The sequence below is a fragment of the Pseudomonas sp. C1C7 genome (genome assembly GCF_013359595.1).
GTDB lineage: Bacteria > Pseudomonadota > Gammaproteobacteria > Pseudomonadales > Pseudomonadaceae > Aquipseudomonas.
Genome location: NZ_JABFMP010000025.1, coordinates 89,078 through 109,096 on the forward strand (window position 1 = coordinate 89,078; position 20,019 = coordinate 109,096).

The window sequence follows — 20,019 nt, forward strand, 5'->3', positions numbered from 1 at the left end:
GAAAGGTGTCGGATCAGACCAAGTGCAACGCCGTCAGCAACACGTCGATGGCCTTGATGCCCACGAACGGCACCAATATCCCGCCCAACCCATAGATCAACAGATTGCGCCGCAACAACGCCGCCGCACTCGCCGCCTGCACCCGCACACCGCGCAGCGCCAGGGGAATCAGCACGACGATGATCAGGGCGTTGAACACGATCGCCGAGAGAATCGCACTCTGCGGGCTGCTCAGGTGCATGACGTTGAGCACACCCAGTTGCGGATAGATCGCGGCAAACAGCGCCGGCAGGATCGCGAAGTACTTGGCCACGTCGTTGGCGATTGAGAAGGTGGTGAGCGCGCCACGGGTCACTAGCAACTCCTTGCCGATCTGCACCACGTCCAACAGCTTGGTCGGGTCGCTGTCGAGGTCGACCATGTTGGCCGCCTCTCGCGCCGCTTGCGTACCATCGTTCATCGCCATGCCGACGTCCGCCTGGGCCAGCGCCGGGGCATCGTTGGCGCCGTCGCCGCACATGGCAACCAGCCGACCGTCGTTCTGCTCGTGGCGAATGCGCGCCAGCTTCTTCTCGGGCGTAGCCTCGGCCAGCACGTCATCCACACCCGCTTCAGCGGCAATCGCCGCGGCGGTCAGCGGGTTGTCGCCGGTGACCATGACCGTGCGAATCCCCAGTTTGCGCAGTTCGGCGAAACGCTCGCGAATGCCGGGCTTGACCACATCCTTGAGGTGAATCGCGCCAAGCAACTTGCCGTCGGCGCAGACCAGCAACGGGGTACCGCCGCTCTGGGCGATCTTGTCGATTTCCCGGGACAACGCCGGCGCCAGATCGGCGCGCTTCAGGCCGACGAAGGCCAACAGCGAATCCACCGCGCCCTTGCGATACACGCGGCCCTGATAGTCGACGCCGGACAAGCGGGTTTCGGCGCTGAACGGCACGGCAGTCAGCAGCTCGCTGGAAGGCTCAGGCTGCGGTTGTGTGTTGCGCAGGTATTCGACGATGGATTTACCTTCCGCCGTGTCGTCGGCCAGCGAGGCGAACAAGGCGCCCTCGGCAAGCTCCCGGGTGGTCACGCCCGGCGCCGCCACTACAGCCGCGCAACGACGATTGCCGAAGGTGATGGTGCCGGTCTTGTCCAGCAACAGGACGTGCACGTCCCCCGCCGCTTCCACCGCGCGGCCGGACTTGGCGATCACGTTCAAGCGCACCAGACGGTCCATCCCGGCGATACCGATGGCGGACAACAGGCCGCCGATGGTGGTCGGGATCAGCGTGACCAACAGCGCCACCAGGAACACCAGCGGCAGGCTCCCATTGGCGAAGTGCGCGAAAGGCTGCAGGGTCACGACCACCAGCAGAAAGATCAGGGTCAGGCCGATCAGCAGGATGTCGAGCGCCACTTCGTTCGGGGTTTTCTGGCGCTTGGCGCCTTCGACCAGGGCGATCATGCGGTCCAGCGTCGACTCACCGGGGTTGGCGGTGATCTTCACCAGCAGCCAGTCGGAGACCAGCCGTGTATTGCCGGTGACGGCCGAGCGGTCGCCGCCGGACTCGCGGATCACCGGCGCCGATTCGCCGGTGATCGCCGCTTCGTTGACCGCCGCGATACCTTCGATCACTTCGCCGTCACCGGGGATCATTTCCCCGGCTTCGACCCGCACCACGTCGCCCTTGCGCAGGCTGCTGGCGGGCACCACCTGAAAGCTGCCATTGCCGGTTTTGCGACGAGCACTCAAGCCTTCGCTACCGGCCTTGAGACTGTCGGCCCGAGCCTTGCCGCGACCTTCGGCCAGGGCTTCGGCGAAGTTGGCGAACAACACGGTGAACCACAGCCATACGGCAATCTGCGCGGCGACGAAGGTCGGCACCGCGGTATCCGGCACGAAGCACAGCACGGTGGTGAGGATCGCGGTCAACTCGACCACCAGCATCACCGGCGCGCGCTGCAATTGCCGGGGGTCGAGCTTGACGAAGGCTTGTCGCAGCGCCGGGCGCCAGAGGGCTGATATTGCGGTTTTTGCTGCTTCGACAGGCTTGGTCTGTGACGCAGGTTTTGAAGCAGGAACATGCATATTCATGATGGATTCCTTAGAAGCCCATACTCAGGTGTTCAGCAATCGGGCCCAACGCCAGCGTCGGCAGGAAAGTCAGCCCACCCACCAGCAAAATGGTCACGGTCAGCAGGGTCACGAACAGCGGGCCGTGGGTCGGAAAGCTGTTCTGGCCGATCGGCGCGGTTTTCTTCATCGCCAGGCTGCCGGCCAGGGCCAGTACCGGGAGGATGTAACCGAAGCGCCCGATCAACATGCCCAGGCCCAGCATCAGGTTGTGGAACGGCGTGTTGGCACCGAAACCACCGAACGCGGAACCGTTGTTGGCGCTGGCCGAGGTGTAGGCGTAAAGCAGCTGGCTGAAACCATGGGCGCCGGGGTTGCTCACCGAAGCCACCGGCCCTGGCAGGCTCGCGGCAATCGCGCCGAGCACCAGCACGCCAATCGGCATGACCATCAGGGTCACCACCAGCAATTGCACTTCCCGAGCCTGCAGCTTCTTGCCGAGGTATTCCGGCGTGCGGCCGATCATCAGCCCGGCGAGGAACACCGCGATCAGCACGTTGAGCAACATGCCGTAGAGGCCCGCACCCACGCCACCGAAGATCACCTCGCCGACCATCATGTTCACCAGCGCGACCATGCCGCTCAGCGGGTTGAGGCTGTCGTGCATGCCGTTGACCGAGCCGTTCGAGGCCGCCGTGGTGGTCACCGACCACAGCACCGTGGCCGTGGTGCCGAAACGCGCTTCCTTGCCTTCCAGCGGCGCGGTCTGCTCGACCGCGGCGTTGTTCAAAGCGGGGTTGGGCTGATACTCGGCCCACAGCGAAGTCGCCCCGCCGATCAGAAACAGCGCCAACATGCAGGCGATGATCGCGCGGCTCTGGCGCAAGTCCTTCACGTAATGGCCGAAGGTGAACACCAGCGCCACCGGAATCAGGATGATCGAGGCCAACTCGAACAGGTTGGCCCAGGCGGTCGGGTTCTCGAACGGATGTGCCGAGTTGACGCCGAAGAAGCCCCCCCCGTTGGTACCCAACTGCTTGATCGCAATCTGACTGGCCGCCGGGCCCAGCGGAATCACCTGATCGACACCCTGCACCGTCACCGCATTCACGTACTGCGCGAAGGTCTGCGGCACACCCTGCCACACCAGGTACAGCGCCAGCAGCAGGCACAACGGCAGCAGGCCATAGAGGGTGGCACGGGTCATGTCGACCCAGAAGTTGCCCAGGGACTGAGTGGATTTGCGCCCGATGCCACGGCACAACGCAACCAGCACCGCCAGGCCAGTGGCGGCGCTGACAAAGTTCTGCACCGTGAGGCCGACCATCTGGCTCAGATAACTCAGCGACGCCTCGCCGCTGTAGGCCTGCCAGTTGGTGTTGGTCATGAAACTGATGGCGGTGTTGAACGCCAGCGTCCACTCCTGCCCTGGCAGGTTCTGCGGGTTCAGCGGCAGGTGATCCTGGAACAGGAGAATCGCGAACAGCAACAGGAAGCCCGCGAGGTTGAAGGCGAGCAAGGCCAGGGTGTACTTCTGCCAGCTCTGCTCAGCCTGCGGATCCACCCCGGAAAGTCGATAACACCCACGCTCCACCGGCCCGAGAATCGGCGTTAGCCAGGTACGCTGCCCTTCCATCACCTTGTAGTAGAAGCGCCCGAGAAACGGCGCCGGAACCAATACCACCGCGAAAAACGCGAGGATCAGCCAATAGTCATAACTGTGCATAGCCGCTCCTAGCTCCGGTCCGCGCGCAACAGCGCAACCAACAGATAAATGAACAGCCCCACTGCCAACAGCAGCGACACCCCGTCCAGAACGCTCATGGAAGATCTCCGTGTTACGGCTTGTTGCCGCTTGTGGAGTTATTGTCGGGAGGGAGGGTGTAAAGGCGCGAGATCGAGGGGGTGGGCGGGGTATAAAGAAAGTGTAAAGAGTGGGTTCAGCGGCGCCGCAGTCCATGTAGCAGCTGGCGAAGCCTGCGTCCGGCTGCGAAGCAGTCGCGAAACCTGTACACCCGATTTATCTGACAAACCGCGGCGGATGGATTCACGACTGCTTCGCAGCCGGACGCAGGCTTCGCCAGCTGCTACAGGGATCGGCGTCAGGTTTTGAGACGCGATAAAGACAACAACAGAGCATCACCTCTATTGCACTCCCCCGTCCATGCCGACAAGCTATACCTCTTCTGTGTCATCGACTTACTCAAAAGGCTGGTTTACATGCGTATCCTCATCACCGGCGGCGCCGGGTTCATCGGCTCAGCCCTTGTTCGCGAGTTGATTCGACACTCCAGCGTTGAAGTTCTCAATCTGGATAAGCTGACATATGCCGGCAACCTCGAATCACTGACCAGCATTGCCAACGACACCCGCTATGAATTCGTCCAGGCCGATGTAATCGATCAAGCGACCGTCAGCACGGTGCTCGCACGTTTTCAGCCCCACGCGATCATGCATCTGGCAGCGGAGTCCCATGTCGACCGTTCCATCGATGGGCCCGCCGATTTCATACAAACCAACATCGTCGGCACCTACAGCCTTCTGGAAGCCACCCGCGCCTACTGGAACAGCCTTGCCGAGCCAGAAAAAAGCGCTTTCCGTTTCCATCACATCTCCACCGATGAAGTCTACGGTGACCTGCATGGCGTCAACGACCTGTTCACCGAAACGACGCCCTACGCTCCCAGCTCGCCCTACTCTGCCAGTAAAGCCGCGTCCGACCATCTGGTGCGCGCCTGGCATCGCACATATGGGCTTCCGGTTCTACTGACAAACTGCTCGAACAACTATGGCCCCTTCCACTTTCCTGAAAAGTTGATTCCGTTGGTCATTTTGAATGCGTTGGCCGGTAAGCCACTGCCGGTGTATGGCAATGGCTTGCAAGTTCGCGATTGGTTGTTTGTCGAAGATCACGCTCGAGCGCTGATCAAGGTCGTCGCCGAAGGCAAGGTCGGCGAGACCTACAATATTGGCGGCCACAACGAACAGAAAAATATCGAAGTCGTGCGCGGTATCTGTGCATTGCTTGAGGAACTCGCACCACTAAAACCTGAGGGAATTGCGCATTACGAAGATCTGATTACCTTCGTCCAGGATCGGCCAGGGCATGATCAGCGTTATGCGATTGATGCGAGCAAAATTGAACGCGAGCTGGGGTGGGTTCCTCAGGAGACATTCGCCAGCGGCCTACGCAAGACCGTTGAATGGTATTTGAACAATATGGATTGGTGTCGCCGGGTTCAGGATGGAAGTTACAAGGGCGAACGACTAGGCACGATTGACTCAAGGGAAATGCTCGCATGAAAGGTATCGTTTTAGCGGGCGGCTCCGGCACACGCCTGCACCCCATCACGCTGGGTGTATCAAAGCAACTCTTGCCGGTTTACGACAAACCGATGATCTACTATCCCATTTCGGTGCTGATGCTAGCCGGAATTCGGGATATTTTAGTGATTTCGACTCCCCAGGATCTCCCCCAATATCAGAACCTGCTGGGGGATGGCAGTCAGTTCGGCGTGAACTTCAGCTATGCCGAACAGCCGTCGCCAGATGGACTGGCCCAAGCGTTTCTCATAGGGGAAGACTTCATCGGCAATGATTCGGTGTGTCTGATTCTGGGTGACAACATCTTTCACGGTTCCTACTTTGGCGGGCAGCTAAAAAATGCTGCCAAACGCTCGTCTGGCGCCACCGTGTTTGGCTACTGGGTCAAAGATCCGGAGCGTTTTGGTGTGATCGACTTCGACCGCGAGGGACGTGCATTATCGATTGAAGAAAAGCCGGCAAACCCAAAATCAAGCTATGCGGTCACCGGCCTGTATTTCTACGATAACGACGTGATAGAGATTGCCAAGTCCGTCAAACCTTCGCCTCGCGGCGAGTTGGAAATCACAGACATCAATAACGCCTACTTGAAGCGTGGGGATCTGAAGGTAGAACGCTTCGGGCGTGGTTTCGCTTGGCTGGACACCGGTACTCATGACAGTTTGCTTGAAGCCTCGCAATATGTTCAGACCATTGAGCACCGCCAAGGCCTCAAAATTGCCTGCCTTGAGGAGATTGCATATCTGAACACCTGGATCAGCCGTGACTTGTTGCTGGAGCGCTCCAGATATTTCGGCAAGACGGGGTATGGTCAGTACCTTGCCAAGTTGGCAGGAGAGGAGTTCACCGGCGATTAGCTTTAATAGTGTGATCATCGAGTGCGGGACGTTCGAGTCTGATGTGCAACTATGAAAATCCTTATCAGCGGTCAGAATGGCCAAGTGTCGCGTGAGTTGCAGCGTCGGCTTGCGTCGTCATACGAACTGCTTGTACCAGGTCGCGACCAGCTCGACCTGGCACTACCCCGACAAATTCGCAAGTGCGTTCGCAACCTTCATCCCGACCTGATCATCAATGCCGCGGCCTATACAGCGGTCGATCAGGCTGAAAGCGAGCAGCAGACGGCCTTCGCCATCAACGCGGTCGCCCCCGGCATCTTTGCCGAAGAAGCGCTGGCACTCGATATACCGCTGATTCACTACTCCACCGACTATGTGTTCGACGGCAGCAAGGCCACCCCCTACACCGAGGATGACCTTCCCAACCCTCTGAGTGTTTATGGTCAGAGCAAACTGGCAGGAGAACGTGCCATCGCCGAGGCATGCGATAAACACTTGATCCTGCGAACGGGCTGGATATATTCAACCCATGGCCGCAACTTTCTGCTGACCATGCAACGCTTGTTGCGGGAGAAGCCTGAACTGCGGGTAGTCTCCGATCAGATAGGTGCGCCGACCTGGGCTGGCACGGTTGCCACCAGCACGCTGGCGCTTATAGAACGTTGGCAAACAGGTGGCGTTGCTAAATGGGGCACGTATCATCTGACCGCCATGGGTGAAACTTCCTGGTTTCAATTTGCTCAGGTGATCAGAGAAGCATTACTACGACAGAACTCTGCTTGTGCAGAGCTAGTACCCATCACCAGCGACGAGTATCCAACCCCCGCAATGCGACCGCACAATTCACGCCTGGATTGCGGCCTACTGTTGCGCGAATGGGACGTTAGCCAGCCGGATTGGCAAACAGGTTTGCAGGAGTGTCTTTCTGAACAGGCAAAGCCATAGCACTTGCTGTCGATGCCGCAACCATCCGCGCGTACGAGGCGAGCTTAATATATGATCAACACCAAGCGGGCACTGCGAGCGGCGGCATGGGAGCATCCATCGACGCCTGAAAGCAGTTTATAAATTAGAGCAAGAACTAATCGCTGACTTATAAGCCACAAAATTATTTGTCCGGAGACATTACGTGACCGTCGAAAAAATCCAGTTCAACCGACCATATATGACAGGTCAGGAGTTTAAATACATTGAACAGGCGAAGCTTGGCAACAAGCTCGCTGGAGATGGTCCCTTCACTAAAAAATGTCATGCCTGGCTGGAGCAAACAACCGGATCCGTAAAAACACTACTTACACACTCATGTACTGCGGCACTTGAGATGGCAGCACTATTGCTGAATATCCAACCAGGTGACGAAGTTATCATGCCGTCCTATACCTTCGTATCGACTGCAAACGCATTCGTATTGCGCGGTGCAGTTCCTGTATTCGTGGATATACGCGAAGACACCCTGAACCTTGACGAACGCCTGATTGAAGCAGCAATCACACCTCGAACCAGAGCAATTGTTCCGGTTCATTACGCCGGCGTCGCGTGTGAAATGGACACCATCATGGATATCGCCCGCCGCCATGGCCTCATGGTAGTGGAGGATGCCGCGCAAGGTGTGATGTCAACCTATAAAGGTCGGGTATTGGGAAGCATAGGTCAGTTGGGAGCTTATAGTTTTCACGAAACCAAAAATGTCATATCTGGTGAAGGCGGCGCGCTCTTGGTGAATGATGCCACTTTGGCTGTACGCGCTGAAATTATTCGTGAAAAAGGAACCGATCGAAGTCGCTTTTTCCGTGGGGAAGTCGACAAATACACTTGGCAGGAAGTCGGCTCCTCTTATCTTCCGGGCGAACTGATTGCAGCTTTTCTCTGGGCGCAACTGGAAGAGGCGAAAGACATCACGTCACAACGCTTGGCGAGTTGGGACTATTACCACCAACTGCTAGCCTCTGCAGAAACACAAGGCGATCTGCGTCGTCCGATCATACCTGCAGAATGTCAACATAACGCTCACATGTATTATGTCTTGCTCAACTCTGAGATCGATCGGCAAACAGTGCTACGCAAATTAAAAGAAAACGCCATTGACGCAGTATTTCACTACGTTCCTTTACACTCTTCACCCGCCGGGCAGCGCTATGGTCGGACACATGGATCTTTGCCCATGACTGACCGGCAGTCAGAGTGCTTGATCAGACTGCCTCTGTGGGTGGGCCTGAGTGAATTGCAACAAGAAAAGATTACTGAGTGCCTGTTAGCTGCCATAAAGTAATCCGCCAATCGAATAAAAATACTCGATTGCTCACACCATCCATCACGCGCCTTGGAAAATAGCTTGTAAGATGGCGACTGAGGCATGGTTAATGCGCTTTTCTTACGAGAAGGCCCACCATGCCTTTCTATTTAAGCCTCGGAATTTTTGGCACTGAAATACATTCTTCCGACCAACTTATTGTTACATTCTATCCGAGCCCTTGTTAAACGGGTGCCCAAGCTCTGCTCAATGGTAAGGCTAACTCCACCCAATTCATTCGGGAGAGGCCACACAGAGCTCTCCCAGCGGCAGAATACCCACTGACTGTTACTGGCGATTTTGTATATTTCATGATGCAAAGCCTTATTCATCGAAACCAAAACCTCGATCGGCGAAACCCCCAATGGCATCTCTGCAAGCGTGACCCGCTTTTCCCCTGGTGCAAATACACAACACTTAGTGATTACAGACTCGTCAAACGGCATACGTTTCTTGACGTATTCTTCAAGCTCGACAAGGCGTCCCTCATAGGGCACGCCTGTCGAAGTGAATAAAAACGTAGAAACTGAATCGCATTGATCGGCGACGATACTGCCCGCTTCCCACCAGTTGCACAAAAGATTTTTTGACGTCATCCTGCCGATCGAAAAGCTTAGATTCTCAATTCGCGCTTCCGTGCCACAAGCGATCGCCACCATCGCAGCGTCGAGCATATTAGTGCCTTGAATGTATTCTCTGCTGCCTCTCAGACAGAGCGAAAGTTCTGTAGAGTTGATCACTGTGACTTCCTCAAATGTGCGGTCATATTGACTCGATGGCTAATAGCGAAGTTACCGGAAACGACAGCTCCTGCTGCCACATTGGAGATTACGACGGAGCCCATTTTTATTTGAGCGCCATCTCCAATATCCAATCCCTGAGCCACCGAACAAGATGTGCCCATCCAAACTCCTGCGCCGACCCTAGTTCGGCCAGCGACAACGGTATTGCCGGAAATTACAGTATTTTTGCCAATATTAGCGCCGTGACCAATATTAGTCATAATCCCAATTTGGCAGTTCTCTTCGATCGTCGTGGGCTTTTGAAACAACGCTTTGGCAATAACCGCGCCAGCCAATATCTGGCAGCCGGCCCCCACCTTTACACCACCTTGATGCTTAACAGTCATCAAAGTTCCATCAACGTTACGCAGCGTAATAAGACCTTCTGCCCCTATGACGGCATTGGAGCCGATGTAAACGTTGTCACCAATTACAACGTTATGCTCGATAACAGCATTGGCCGAGACTTCTACATTGTTACCCAATGATGCACGAGGAGAAATGACCGCACTTGGGTGGATAATACAGTTCTCGCCCATGACTGGCCGGTCCGCATTGTCAAAATTAGAGTCAGACGAAAGTCTTTGATAAAGACCAAAGAAAGCCATGCGCGGGTCGTCGCTGTAAATAAGAGTTTTTTCTGTTTTAAAACTTTCACCTCTGAGGGAACTCGGACATAAGATGCAGCTAACATTATCCGTCATTAGAGCAATTTCTAGATAATGCAGATTTTGACAGTAGACAAGGGCTCCAGGGGACATTGCGTCAGTTTCATCAAGATGGGAAAAGCCACCACGATTGAAAATGTTTTCACTCGAAAAATAATCATGCGCTCGGTATGTGAATATCATAGTCAATCCAGGTGTTCTTCGATAATTGGGAATTGGCTGAGACTCGAGGCATTTTCCACGAGCCTACCGAGGTATTCACCTTGAATACCCAATGCCAACAATATATTTCCCGCCAGAAATGATATCAATATCGCCAACGATGCCCATCCCGGAACAGCATGATCTGTCAGCAGGGTCCGCAACATAATGAACACAGCAAACAATATACTGGAAATACTTACAAAAAAACCCCAAATCGATACGTAGCGCAGAGGCAGCAAAGAGTAGTTCACAATTAAAAAAGAAATTGTTTTTAATAACTTCTTAAATGTGTAAGTACTGACATCACCGTCTGCGCGATCAGAATGTCGAATTGTGACATTGGTCATCATTGTGACCGGAACAGAGTTGAAAATCATCGCTGCGATATGGGGATGGGAACCTTGATACTTCACAAGTTGCCTGACCACCGCCAAGCTCATTGCTCGATAACTGGAAAGCGCAAACGTTGTGGGTTTCCCCATTATTTTGCTGATTAATTTCTGATTTATTCGAGACGCCAAGTTGCGCCACGCGCTGTGTTTTTTTTCAGCAGATAGGATTTTCCCGATAACGACATGCTTTCCTGCATTCAACTGCTCAATAAATAAATGCAAATCCTCAGGAAAACATTGCAAGTCGTCATCGATAGTCACCACATATCGCTTAGTAGCATAGCCCAGTCCACAAAGCGTAGCATGTTGCTGCCCCTTGTTTTTCGCGAATCGAATAACTTTAACCCGCGCATCTTGTTCGCGTAGAGCCAATGCCGCGGACCAGGTTTCATCTGGGCTAGCATCATCTACAAGGATCATTTCCCAATCACTGCTAATTTTTTGCAGTGCCTCGCTTGCTCTTTCATAAAAAGTAGCCAGTGTACTCCCGCTTCGATAAACGGGGACAACGAGGCTGATGGAAACAGCTTTATTCACCACGCTGGACCTCATCTCGATTATCCGATTATTCGTTAAACAGACTGAGCTCTCATCCCGAGAACAAGTCAGCTTGATTGGATATTGCTCCCCAGTCGGGAAGGCCCGCGACGTCGTTTGAAAACTAGGAGCCCGCTTTTTTTGCCAGCACAAGCAGAGATCCGCCAAACGGTAGAGATAAACCTAGCTGTATTAATTTGAGCTCCACTTTCATAGCAAACTCAAGTATTCGATTGGTTGTATCGGAAATATCGAACTCGCTATTTTTTTCGGCGGATTTCTGACCACGTCGCTGGCGTGATAACCACATAAGAGGGACCAGCAAACTCACGAAAGAGGTAACGTATTGGACCTCCAGCCCTGCTTTTCTAACCTTTCCAATGAGCTCTGCACGGGTGTAACGGCGCACATGACATGCACGCTCATCCGCTTCCGACCACAGCCAGCGGTGCTGCGGAACGGTCAGCAACAGGCACCCGTTTTTATGAAGGGCTCGTGAGATATTGGAAATTACAGCCTCATCCTCATTGATATGCTCGATCACATCAAACGCGCCTATCAAGTCGTAGCGCTCAACATCATTCAGCAAGCGAGCATCCATCTGCTCGAAAGTCGCCGTGGGAATACGTCCACGTGCATGGGCCAGACCTTCTTCGAAATACTCCGTACCGAACAGCTCAGCCTCCGGAAAATTACGAGAGATTCCCTCCAGCACAAACCCGGTCCCACAGCCAATTTCCAGAAAATTTCGGAACTTGACTGAGCGGGACTTCAGGACCCACACAATCAAGCGATTTCTTGCTCGAAACCACCAATGACTGGCCTCTGATGAAGCTAAGGATTCGAAAGCCGCTTTGGGAAAAGGTGTGTGTCCAGAACTCATCATATTCACTCGCCGTCATCTTGATTCATTCCGAGGATTTTCCCGGAAGCTACTTGACATGTAAACCACCGCACCCAATGCTGCCGGAACAAGGGCCATGAGAGCATAGTTAACTAGGGACACCCCTACCGCTACATGTGCTGGCACCCCTATCATCGCGTAAAAATAAACAAAAAAACCCTCTCGAACTCCAAAGCCCGCAATGGTAATCGGGATCAGAGTCAGTATAGAAATGACGGGGTAGAGAGCAAGATGCTGCATAAACGGAATATCATAACCGTACGCTCGGAAAACCAGGTAAACCACCAAAATAAGTGACACCTGATAACCACTAATCAGAAGAACAGAAGGAAGCAATGCACTTTTATAAGGGAAATGAATCGTACCAGCGTGCAGTTTTTCGACGTAACCCAATGCTTTCCCAACAATGCGACTCCGATACTGGACACCATTGTAAAGCCGGTGAATTGCTCTACTAAGTAAGATGAACTGCACCGCGACAGCGCATGCACTAATCATCAAAACGATTGCTACGAGCGTCAGATAATCATCTGAGGAAGGAAGAAAAGGTAGTGCGATTAGTGTAAATGAACAGAGCACCAGAAGGCCCATCATTCTCTCAACTATGACAGTGCTGCCTGCAATGCCACGCTTGTGAGGATTGCGTTTCTCGATGTGAAAAATTCGAAAAGCATCAGCGCCTTGTGATGATGGTAGAACCAAGCCTTGAAACTGAGATATCAGGCTAATCCGCCAAAGCGTACTCAGTCGTTCGTCTATGCCACTTTGACGAAGAAAAACCTGCCATCGATTTGCGGACAAAAAAGCAGTAACTGTGACAGGCAACAAAGCTGCTATCGCGATAAAACGCCAATCAGAAAAATCCGCAATCAAGTCAGCGAGTTTGATATCAAACTTCAGCGCCAAAAACAAACCTATGGCGATTGCGACAAACAACTTTGCTAAAATAGCAGGCATTTCGGATGCTCGAAGTTAAAGATCAACATAACTCGAAATAAGGCATGAGCACACCAAAACGCACACAGACTCACTCCTACAAATCACTCGCCACATAAGCCAGCCTAAACTGGCCTATATAGACTCTGTCAGGCAAGCCTTCCAGTTAGATACTCAACAAAGTCATTGATTGTCTTCAAGCGATCGAGGTCACCGTCAGGGATTTCAATTTCGCATGCATCTTGAATGTTCATTACAACTGTAAATACACCTAATGAATCCACGCCTTGATCAGTAAGGCTAACATCGTCTCGCAGGCTTCCAGCATTTGGCACTGCTGCATCGACAATTGCTTTAACAACGATATCTCTAATATCGGCCACGCAAACTTACTCCTAATTGATATTTTGCTTTTTGCGAAACGATATAAAATTCAACTAGCGATCATAGCTGAACGCCGCCTTCCGCGTGGGATCTTGCCACATTTTCCGCTCAAGGGACACCCGGAACAAACTGGCAACGTCACTCACACCATCCTCCCAGGTTGCCAAACCTAAATGTGACGAGACATTGCATCCATTTCGATGCATTCGGAAATTTCAGACATGGTGCGATCGGAGCTTCACTCAAGCTGCCCCTGCCTTCATGGCTACGGGCTTCTAGTAATTTATCGCACCTCAGCGTTTCTCGATGAAGATCGGGAATGATCACAACATGGGAGCTAAATGCTGCACCTAAGCACCGGCCTTATACATTTTTTGGGAAGGAGAACTCGATGACTTGGACAGCCCATTAGTCAGAACGCAATCCCATGGATCCGGCTCAGAATGGAACCACTGCGAACTCAAATTGCTCAATACTGTATGCAACAACGACTGGCGCCCCCGCCACTCGGCCTGTCCTGAAGGAGAGCCCCATGCCCTGGTATGCCTGGTTGATACTGATCGTTGCAATTGGCTCAATCGTTGGCGGATTGATGATGCTGCGTGACACCGCCAACAAGGTCGAGTTGACGGAGGAACAGCGCCGACGCGTTGCCGAGCGCAATGCCGAGGCGGATGCCAAGGATGCGCAGGACCGTTGACGATCCCGAGACAAACGCAGCCCCTGTAGCAGCTGGCGAAGCCTGCGTCCGGCTGCGAAGCAGTCGTAAATTCGGTGAACGCGACCTATCTGACACACCGCATTCGCTGACTTTACGACTGCTTCGCAGCCGGACGCAGGCTTCGCCAGCTGCTACAGGTCATCCGTTATTCCCAATCGGCCTTGGCGATATGCAAACCATGCAACCCGTTATACGCCGCACGCTCCGGTTGGCTCCAGCCCTCCAGCAACGAATCCTCCAGACGATAAATCTCCACCCCCAACGGGCGACACACGCTCAGCGGATCCTGCGCATCCGGCCCCCACATGGCCAACGACAGATCACCGCCCGGGCAGGTCGATAACGCGCACAGCAGATCGATCTCGGCGAAGAACTCCAGGTAGTCGCCCTTCTGCGCCGGACAGGCCTTCATGAAGTACATGTCGTCATGGTTCAGGCCCGTGCACTGGAAGATGTTCAGCACGTCATGCACATCGAACTCGGTCAGGCCGAAAGGCAATACAGCGCGGGTCAGGTTGGAATGGCAGTGGTGATGGAAATCCTCGCCGGTGAGCATTTTGTTCACATAGGGATCGCAGCGAGTGCCGAGCAGATCATGCAAACGTCCGCCATGCTCATCGATGCCGTAATCGGCGAGGCTGTCATCGGTGATGGTCACCAAGGGGCGTAGAAATGGCAGGTTCGACCAGAGCCGGTCATGGGTGCTGACGTGCGCGCCTTGCAGTTGACGAGTGCGCGAAGCCCACAGACGTTCACGCGGATCATGGGCGTTCCACACGTTGAAATCGCCCACCTGCGGGCCGACCGGAGTGGTGACCCTGAAGACATGACCGGCGGGCACCTTCCACGCTCGACCGCTGCGGATCGGCACTTCGAACGACTCGATCAGCGTGCGCCCGTCCTTCGCGTCGCGCACCCGTTCATAGAAGGCCTTGTCCACCTGCAAGGCCGAGCCTTTGCTGACTTGATAGGCCGCTGGATAATCTTTGTACATGGCGCGATTCCTCGTTCAGTGACGCGAAGTGGAGGCAAGCATTTGCAACAACAGATGTTCGGAGTCGTCGAGATAAAGGCTCAGCGCTCCTTCGGCTCCGTGTTTGTCGCCCTCGACCAGCAGTTCATGTATCTGCCGATCACGCGCCAGCCAGGGCGACTGAAAACGCGATTCGTCAGGCGCCATGCAAAACACCAGACGCAATTGCGCGACGACATTGGTGAAGAACTCATCGAACAACGGGCTGTGCATCAGCCCGACGATGTGTTGATGAAAGGCCAGGCTGTGGGTGCCGACGGCGCGCCAATCCTCGCGCTCCCGGGCCAGCTCCGTGGCTTCGAGGGCTTCCTGCATACGGTCGGATTGATAGTCGCGCAGCGGGCGACTGGTATGGATGGCCTGCAGTTCCAGCGTGCGTCGGACCTTGAACAGGTCCCGCACATCATCAGGACCCAGGCGGCGCACCATCACGCCCTTGTTGCGCACATAGCGGGCCAGGCCCTCCTGGCCCAGCCGATGCAAGGCTTCACGAATGGTATTGCGCGAGGCGTTATAGGCGGACACCAGATCGTTTTCGACCAGGGCCATGCCCGGCAGCAAGCGCCCGCCGATAATGTCGGCACGCAACTCCAAAGTAATGTGATCGGCCAGTGACAGTCCGCTGCTCATGCTCATCGCCTCAAGGATTGTTCAACAATCATCTGCCAATGAGTAATCACTATTCGTGCCACTAATACGGGCGTTTAATACAAGTTCGACGCATCTGTGTGCTTTTCAGAAGTAGAAGTACAGTCACCATCCAATTTTCATTGGTTAATATGGCGCATTGATGCTGGAGAAATCAGATGCGTTACTCGCAGGACCACAAAGCCCAGACCCACCAACGCATCATCAAGGAAGCATCGGAGCGCTTTCGCCGTGACGGCATCGGCGCGACCGGCCTGCAACCTCTGATGAAGGCGCTGGGCTTGACTCACGGTGGCTTTTACTCGCACTTCAAGTCCAAGGACGAATTGGTGGAAAAGGCGCTACATGAAGCAGGCGAACAAGTGGATGGACTTTGCGCACAACTGTTTGCCGAGGAACATCCGCTCGAAGCGTTCATTGACACCTATCTTTCCGAGTGGCACCAGACTTCGCCACACGAAGGCTGCCCGCTGGTGACCATTTCCTCCGAACTGGGCCTGCGCGGCCAACCGAGCCCAACCAGCGATGTGATATTGAAGGCGCGACTCGATCAGATCGAGAACACCCTGGAAGGCGAAAACGCCGACGAACGCAGCATCGTCATCATGGCTGCGCTCGCCGGCGCTTTGCTTTTGTCACGCTGTGTCGCCGACGCCGATTGTGCCCAGCGCATCCTCGACGTCACCCGCGAGCAACTCAAAAAGAACCTGGATTAACGTTCCCAGCGCTTGAACAGCACGCTGGCGTTGACCCCACCAAACCCGAAGCCATTGGATAACGCGTATTCAATGGGCATCGGCCTGGCCTGACCGTGAACGATATCCACGCCTTCGGCGGCTGGGTCCGGGTTGTCGAAGTTGAGCGTCGCGGGCACGACCTGATCACGGATCGCCAACAGGGTGAAAATCGCTTCGATCCCCCCTGCCGCACCGAGCAAGTGGCCGGTGGCGGATTTGGTGGAAGTCACCGCGATCTTGTTATCTGCGCCGAACAGCGATTTGATCGCCGCCAGTTCCCCCAAGTCCCCAACCGGGGTTGATGTGGCGTGGGCATTGAGATGCTGGACCTGTTGCGGTGTAACACCCGCCTGAGCCAAAGCCAGCGACATTGCGCGGCGCGCACCACTGCCGTCCTCGGGGCCGGCGGTCAGGTGATAGGCATCGGCGCTGGTGCCGTAACCAACGATCTCTGCAATGGGTTTGGCACCGCGAGCCAGGGCATGTTCCAGGGATTCGATCACCAACAGACCGGCGCCCTCGCCCATCACAAAGCCATCGCGACCACTGTCGAAGGGGCGTGAAGCGCGTTCCGGAGTGTCGTTGTATGCGCTGGACAAAGCGCGAGCCGCGGCGAACCCGGCAAGGCTGACCCGATCGATTGCCGCCTCCGCGCCACCGCATATCGCGATGTCCGCTTCGCCGGCACGAATCAGCCGAGCAGCATCACCAATCGCCTGGACCCCGGCGGCGCAGGCTGTCACCGGTGCACCCAACGGGCCTTTGAAACCGTGCTGAATCGACACATGCCCGGCCGCCAGATTGACCAGGAAAGACGGGATGGTGAACGGTGATAAACGTCGTGGACCACGGGTGTCGGTGGTCCGCACCGCATCGGCGATCGCCCCGAAACCACCGACGCCGGAACCGATGATGGTCGCGGTGCGCTCCTGGGTGTCAGTGGTCTGCGCTTGCCAGCCAGCCTGCTCCAGCGCCTGACGGGCCGCCTCCATGGCGAACAGAATGAAGCGATCCATCTTCTTCTGTTCCTTGGGCGCTGTTGCAAGGTCCGGGTCAAAACCTGCTTCGGAATCATCAGCGATAGTCGGCACTGCGCCACCGACCTTGGTCGGCAGATCGGCCACGACATCATCCGGCAGGTTCCTGATCCCGGAGCGCCCGGCCAGCAGGCGTGCCCAGACTGCGTCAACACCACTGCCCAGTGGAGACACCAGGCCCATGCCCGTTACAACTACACGACGATCACTCATCCCGCATCACCTCTTCTCGGCTTTTGTCGCGCTTCATTTGTAACGCGTGGCGGCTTTGCTTTTGGAAAGGTTGGGCGCCATCACATGACGCGCGGCGACGAAAGCATCCCAGTCGGCGGCATCCGGAAGCGAAGGGATGGTGACCAACTCCCCCTGATCCAGCCCCGACAGCGCGGCGTCGACCATCTCCCCTGCTTCCATGACCATGTCCGCCGGAATCTGTGAAGCATCGATACCGGAGCGTTCCCAGATCTCGGTACGTGTTACGCCTGGCAACACGGCCTGAACCTTGACGCCGGTGCCCTGCAGTTCAGCATTCAGCGATTGGCTCAGGCTCAGAACGTATGCCTTGCTGGCACTGTAGGTCGCGTTGAAACGTTCAGGGAACAGGGCCACCACAGAGCCAATATTGATGATCGTGCCTCGGCCCGCCTTGGCAAAACCGGCCGCGGCAGCAGAAGCCAGGCGCGTGACTGCGGTGATGTTCAGCTGAATCATTCGCTCAAGCTGATCGGTGTCAGCGTTGGCCAGCAAGCCATCCGCTGCCATACCGGCGTTGTTTACCAGCAGGCTGATGCTCGAGTCGGTGCGCAGGCGTTGCTCAAGCTTGAGCACGTCGTCTTTTTGCGTGAGGTCAGCCTTGAGCACTTCGACCTGAATGCCATGTTCGGCATGCAGCTTGGTGGCTGCCTCGTCCAGTCGTTGTTGATCGCGAGCGACCAGCAACAGATTAAAACCACGGGAGGCAAGGCGCTGCGCGTAAACCGCGCCGATACCGGAAGAAGCGCCGGTGATGAGGGCTGTACCTTGGGACTTGGCGGGATTCATAGGTGTGCTCCTGGGGAGTGCTTTAGAGGAAACCAAACGCCTGGAATTCAAAGCGTCGGGGGGAATGGCCTATTGATTATAGGCATAATTTAACATGAATATGATAGCCGTAATTTTTAGCTCCCCGACAGGAGGCGTCTTTCTTAGCGTCCGCCAACATGCAAAAAGGCCGGTCAATGACCGGCCCCTTGGCGTTGAACAGAAAGCTTAGTTCACTTCCAGCTTCTCGCGGTTGCGATCCAGGATCGCCTTGCCGATACCCTTCACTTCGAGCAACTCATCCACCGATGCGAAAGGTCCATTAATGTCACGATACGCAACAATCGCATTGGCCTTCGCTTCACCGACACCCGCGAGTTCACGTTGCAGCGTGGGTGCATCAGCACCGTTGAGATCAATTTTTCCGGTCTGAGCCTTCGGCGCCATATCCTGGCTCATCGGCGCGCTGACAGCTTCTGGTTTGACCGCGGGTGCCGCGATTGCGGCAGTAGAGAGACTGGTGAGCAGGGCAAATACCAGGGAAGAGAGATAGCCTTTACGCATAGTTGAAGCTCCATGACATCGTTTGAGGAAGCAGCTTTTCCGAAGCTGCCTCCCAAAGTTAGGCGATGTCGTGGGACAGTCAAAAGTGGGGTCGTTACGGGATATGAATCACCAGCAGAAACTAGGTTCTGTACGAAATCCGCCGAAACCAAATTGAATTCCACGGACGTTGAGATTCAGTAAAGTCCGCGACCATCAAAGGCAGGAGCCCACGATGGCCAAATGGTACGAACTTCCCGACGCAGCCTGGGATTTGGTTGCGGATATCTTCGACGAACCTCGCCGTAGTGGACGTCCGAGAAGAGATGATCGCTTGTTGCTTAACGGCGTACTTTGGGTGCTTTGTTCGGGCGCCGCTTGGCGCGACATGCCTGAACGCTTCGGTCCCTGGTCGACGGTCTATCAGCGATTTCGTGACTGGCGTAATCGCGGGTCGTTTGACCAAATGCTCAAGCGGCTGCATATCAAGCTCAACGAGCAAGGGCTAATTGATTTGGAGACCTGGATGATTGATTCCACCGCGGTACGCGCAACCCGAGCCTCTTCTGGCGCCGGGAAAAAAGGGGGCCTGAAGAACCGCAAGATTATGCGCTCGGGCGCAGCCGGAGCGGCCTGACGATCAAAATCCACATGCTGTGCGATGCCAACGGCGTCCCGCTGAATTTTTTGTTGTCGGGCGGACAGGCCAGCGATATCGCTTACGCCCAGCCGTTACTTGATGAGGCGTATATCCCCAGCTTGCGCGGGCGCCCCCGCAAACGCTGCCGATGGTTGCTGGCGGACAAAGGCTATGACACCGAAGCCTTACGTCGCTACTGCGACCGGTATCGGATGCAGCCAGTAATTCCCCTGCGCAGCATGAAGCGCAAACCTAAGCCTGGCTTGCCAAGGCTGTTTGATCGTCCCAAGTACCGGCAGCGCAATATCATCGAGCGTATGT

At 55.2% G+C, this 20,019-nt stretch carries 20 protein-coding genes and 1 pseudogene; 7 read left to right on the forward strand and 14 right to left on the reverse strand.

Going from position 1 to position 20,019, the window contains the following annotated elements; translation table 11 throughout:
• Window positions 1-13: 13 nt before the first annotated feature.
• Genes kdpB through kdpF form a run of 3 tightly spaced genes read right to left on the reverse strand, consistent with a single transcriptional unit; the run spans window position 14 to window position 3,883 of the window.
• Window positions 14-2,080 carry a potassium-transporting ATPase subunit KdpB gene (gene kdpB / locus HNO86_RS20055; RefSeq protein ID WP_372242548.1) on the reverse strand — a complete coding sequence of 689 codons (2,067 nt, stop codon included), beginning with the start codon at window positions 2,078-2,080 and terminating at the stop codon, window positions 14-16.
• 10 nt (window positions 2,081-2,090) lie between these two features.
• Window positions 2,091-3,785, reverse strand: a complete 1,695-nt coding sequence (kdpA, locus tag HNO86_RS20060) for a potassium-transporting ATPase subunit KdpA (protein WP_175378666.1) — start codon at window positions 3,783-3,785, stop codon at window positions 2,091-2,093.
• A gap of 8 nt (window positions 3,786-3,793) precedes the next feature.
• A complete protein-coding gene (gene kdpF, locus HNO86_RS20065; RefSeq protein ID WP_032830911.1) occupies window positions 3,794-3,883 on the reverse strand; it encodes a K(+)-transporting ATPase subunit F in 90 nt (29 codons plus the stop codon).
• A 396-nt stretch (window positions 3,884-4,279) separates the two neighbouring features.
• Here kdpF and rfbB point away from each other — a divergent pair, with 396 nt between their 5' ends.
• The 4 genes from rfbB to rffA all read left to right on the forward strand — a co-directional run bounded on the left by rfbB (window position 4,280) and on the right by rffA (window position 8,491).
• Entirely contained in the window at window positions 4,280-5,362 is a 1,083-nt protein-coding gene (gene rfbB / locus HNO86_RS20070) for a dTDP-glucose 4,6-dehydratase (protein WP_175378667.1), read from the forward strand.
• Entirely contained in the window at window positions 5,359-6,240 is an 882-nt protein-coding gene (gene rfbA, locus HNO86_RS20075; protein WP_175378668.1) for a glucose-1-phosphate thymidylyltransferase RfbA, read from the forward strand. The genes rfbB and rfbA overlap by 4 nt, the downstream gene beginning before the upstream one ends.
• Window positions 6,241-6,291: 51 nt before the next feature.
• Window positions 6,292-7,167, forward strand: coding sequence for a dTDP-4-dehydrorhamnose reductase (gene rfbD / locus HNO86_RS20080; RefSeq protein ID WP_175378669.1), 876 nt, complete (start codon window positions 6,292-6,294; stop codon window positions 7,165-7,167).
• 184 nt (window positions 7,168-7,351) lie between these two features.
• Window positions 7,352-8,491, forward strand: a complete 1,140-nt coding sequence (gene rffA, locus HNO86_RS20085; RefSeq protein WP_175378670.1) for a dTDP-4-amino-4,6-dideoxygalactose transaminase — start codon at window positions 7,352-7,354, stop codon at window positions 8,489-8,491.
• A gap of 131 nt (window positions 8,492-8,622) precedes the next feature.
• Here the strand turns inward: rffA and HNO86_RS20090 are convergent, their stop codons facing one another.
• The 6 genes from HNO86_RS20090 to HNO86_RS20115 all read right to left on the reverse strand — a co-directional run bounded on the left by HNO86_RS20090 (window position 8,623) and on the right by HNO86_RS20115 (window position 13,318).
• Window positions 8,623-9,252 (reverse strand): hypothetical protein, encoded by a 630-nt coding sequence (locus tag HNO86_RS20090; RefSeq protein ID WP_175378671.1) that lies wholly within the window; start codon window positions 9,250-9,252, stop codon window positions 8,623-8,625.
• On the reverse strand, window positions 9,249-10,145 hold the full coding sequence (locus tag HNO86_RS20095) for a DapH/DapD/GlmU-related protein (RefSeq protein ID WP_175378672.1): 897 nt from the start codon (window positions 10,143-10,145) through the stop codon (window positions 9,249-9,251). Before HNO86_RS20095 ends, HNO86_RS20090 begins: the two co-directional genes overlap by 4 nt.
• A gap of 2 nt (window positions 10,146-10,147) precedes the next feature.
• Window positions 10,148-11,095: a glycosyltransferase family 2 protein gene (locus HNO86_RS20100; protein ID WP_175378673.1), complete on the reverse strand. Its 948-nt coding sequence runs from the start codon at window positions 11,093-11,095 to the stop codon at window positions 10,148-10,150.
• Between the two features lie 124 nt (window positions 11,096-11,219).
• Complete coding sequence (locus HNO86_RS20105; protein WP_256672695.1) at window positions 11,220-11,981, reverse strand: trans-aconitate 2-methyltransferase; 762 nt, start codon at window positions 11,979-11,981, stop codon at window positions 11,220-11,222.
• 12 nt (window positions 11,982-11,993) lie between these two features.
• A complete protein-coding gene (locus HNO86_RS20110; protein WP_175378674.1) occupies window positions 11,994-12,956 on the reverse strand; it encodes a lysylphosphatidylglycerol synthase transmembrane domain-containing protein in 963 nt (320 codons plus the stop codon).
• A 128-nt stretch (window positions 12,957-13,084) separates the two neighbouring features.
• A complete protein-coding gene (locus HNO86_RS20115; protein WP_175378675.1) occupies window positions 13,085-13,318 on the reverse strand; it encodes a phosphopantetheine-binding protein in 234 nt (77 codons plus the stop codon).
• A gap of 533 nt (window positions 13,319-13,851) precedes the next feature.
• Between HNO86_RS20115 and HNO86_RS20120 the strand changes: the two genes are divergently transcribed.
• Window positions 13,852-14,019 (forward strand): DUF2897 family protein, encoded by a 168-nt coding sequence (locus HNO86_RS20120; protein WP_175378676.1) that lies wholly within the window; start codon window positions 13,852-13,854, stop codon window positions 14,017-14,019.
• 166 nt (window positions 14,020-14,185) lie between these two features.
• Here HNO86_RS20120 and HNO86_RS20125 read toward each other — a convergent pair whose 3' ends face one another.
• Window positions 14,186-15,034, reverse strand: coding sequence for a DUF1989 domain-containing protein (locus HNO86_RS20125; protein ID WP_175378677.1), 849 nt, complete (start codon window positions 15,032-15,034; stop codon window positions 14,186-14,188).
• Window positions 15,035-15,049: 15 nt separating this feature from the next.
• Window positions 15,050-15,703 carry a GntR family transcriptional regulator gene (locus HNO86_RS20130; protein ID WP_175378678.1) on the reverse strand — a complete coding sequence of 218 codons (654 nt, stop codon included), beginning with the start codon at window positions 15,701-15,703 and terminating at the stop codon, window positions 15,050-15,052.
• A gap of 176 nt (window positions 15,704-15,879) precedes the next feature.
• Between HNO86_RS20130 and HNO86_RS20135 the strand changes: the two genes are divergently transcribed.
• Window positions 15,880-16,437 (forward strand): TetR/AcrR family transcriptional regulator, encoded by a 558-nt coding sequence (locus tag HNO86_RS20135; protein ID WP_175378679.1) that lies wholly within the window; start codon window positions 15,880-15,882, stop codon window positions 16,435-16,437.
• Here the strand turns inward: HNO86_RS20135 and fabF are convergent.
• The 3 genes from fabF to HNO86_RS20150 all read right to left on the reverse strand — a co-directional run bounded on the left by fabF (window position 16,434) and on the right by HNO86_RS20150 (window position 19,079).
• Complete coding sequence (fabF, locus tag HNO86_RS20140) at window positions 16,434-17,708, reverse strand: beta-ketoacyl-ACP synthase II (RefSeq protein WP_175378680.1); 1,275 nt, start codon at window positions 17,706-17,708, stop codon at window positions 16,434-16,436. The genes HNO86_RS20135 and fabF overlap by 4 nt on opposite strands.
• 33 nt (window positions 17,709-17,741) lie before the next feature.
• Window positions 17,742-18,536: an SDR family oxidoreductase gene (locus HNO86_RS20145; RefSeq protein ID WP_175378681.1), complete on the reverse strand. Its 795-nt coding sequence runs from the start codon at window positions 18,534-18,536 to the stop codon at window positions 17,742-17,744.
• A 207-nt stretch (window positions 18,537-18,743) separates the two neighbouring features.
• Window positions 18,744-19,079: a helix-hairpin-helix domain-containing protein gene (locus tag HNO86_RS20150; protein WP_175378682.1), complete on the reverse strand. Its 336-nt coding sequence runs from the start codon at window positions 19,077-19,079 to the stop codon at window positions 18,744-18,746.
• A 214-nt stretch (window positions 19,080-19,293) separates the two neighbouring features.
• On the opposite strand from HNO86_RS20150, the pseudogene HNO86_RS20155 reads away from it, so the two are divergent.
• Window positions 19,294-20,019 (forward strand): annotated as a pseudogene (locus HNO86_RS20155) (IS5 family transposase); the annotation flags it as partial.

What these genes read in the sequence shown, in the direction of transcription:
- kdpB (WP_372242548.1), bottom strand. Translation starts at nt 2,080, where the DNA reads ATGAATATGCATGTTCCTGCTTCAAAACCTGCGTCACAGACCAAGCCT.
- kdpA (WP_175378666.1), bottom strand. Translation starts at nt 3,785, where the DNA reads ATGCACAGTTATGACTATTGGCTGATCCTCGCGTTTTTCGCGGTGGTA.
- kdpF (WP_032830911.1), bottom strand. Translation starts at nt 3,883, where the DNA reads ATGAGCGTTCTGGACGGGGTGTCGCTGCTGTTGGCAGTGGGGCTGTTC.
- rfbB (WP_175378667.1), top strand. Translation starts at nt 4,280, where the DNA reads ATGCGTATCCTCATCACCGGCGGCGCCGGGTTCATCGGCTCAGCCCTT.
- rfbA (WP_175378668.1), top strand. Translation starts at nt 5,359, where the DNA reads ATGAAAGGTATCGTTTTAGCGGGCGGCTCCGGCACACGCCTGCACCCC.
- rfbD (WP_175378669.1), top strand. Translation starts at nt 6,292, where the DNA reads ATGAAAATCCTTATCAGCGGTCAGAATGGCCAAGTGTCGCGTGAGTTG.
- HNO86_RS20095 (WP_175378672.1), bottom strand. Translation starts at nt 10,145, where the DNA reads ATGATATTCACATACCGAGCGCATGATTATTTTTCGAGTGAAAACATT.
- HNO86_RS20105 (WP_256672695.1), bottom strand. Translation starts at nt 11,981, where the DNA reads ATGATGAGTTCTGGACACACACCTTTTCCCAAAGCGGCTTTCGAATCC.
- HNO86_RS20110 (WP_175378674.1), bottom strand. Translation starts at nt 12,956, where the DNA reads ATGCCTGCTATTTTAGCAAAGTTGTTTGTCGCAATCGCCATAGGTTTG.
- HNO86_RS20120 (WP_175378676.1), top strand. Translation starts at nt 13,852, where the DNA reads ATGCCCTGGTATGCCTGGTTGATACTGATCGTTGCAATTGGCTCAATC.
- HNO86_RS20125 (WP_175378677.1), bottom strand. Translation starts at nt 15,034, where the DNA reads ATGTACAAAGATTATCCAGCGGCCTATCAAGTCAGCAAAGGCTCGGCC.
- HNO86_RS20130 (WP_175378678.1), bottom strand. Translation starts at nt 15,703, where the DNA reads ATGAGCAGCGGACTGTCACTGGCCGATCACATTACTTTGGAGTTGCGT.
- HNO86_RS20135 (WP_175378679.1), top strand. Translation starts at nt 15,880, where the DNA reads ATGCGTTACTCGCAGGACCACAAAGCCCAGACCCACCAACGCATCATC.
- fabF (WP_175378680.1), bottom strand. Translation starts at nt 17,708, where the DNA reads ATGAGTGATCGTCGTGTAGTTGTAACGGGCATGGGCCTGGTGTCTCCA.
- HNO86_RS20145 (WP_175378681.1), bottom strand. Translation starts at nt 18,536, where the DNA reads ATGAATCCCGCCAAGTCCCAAGGTACAGCCCTCATCACCGGCGCTTCT.
- HNO86_RS20150 (WP_175378682.1), bottom strand. Translation starts at nt 19,079, where the DNA reads ATGCGTAAAGGCTATCTCTCTTCCCTGGTATTTGCCCTGCTCACCAGT.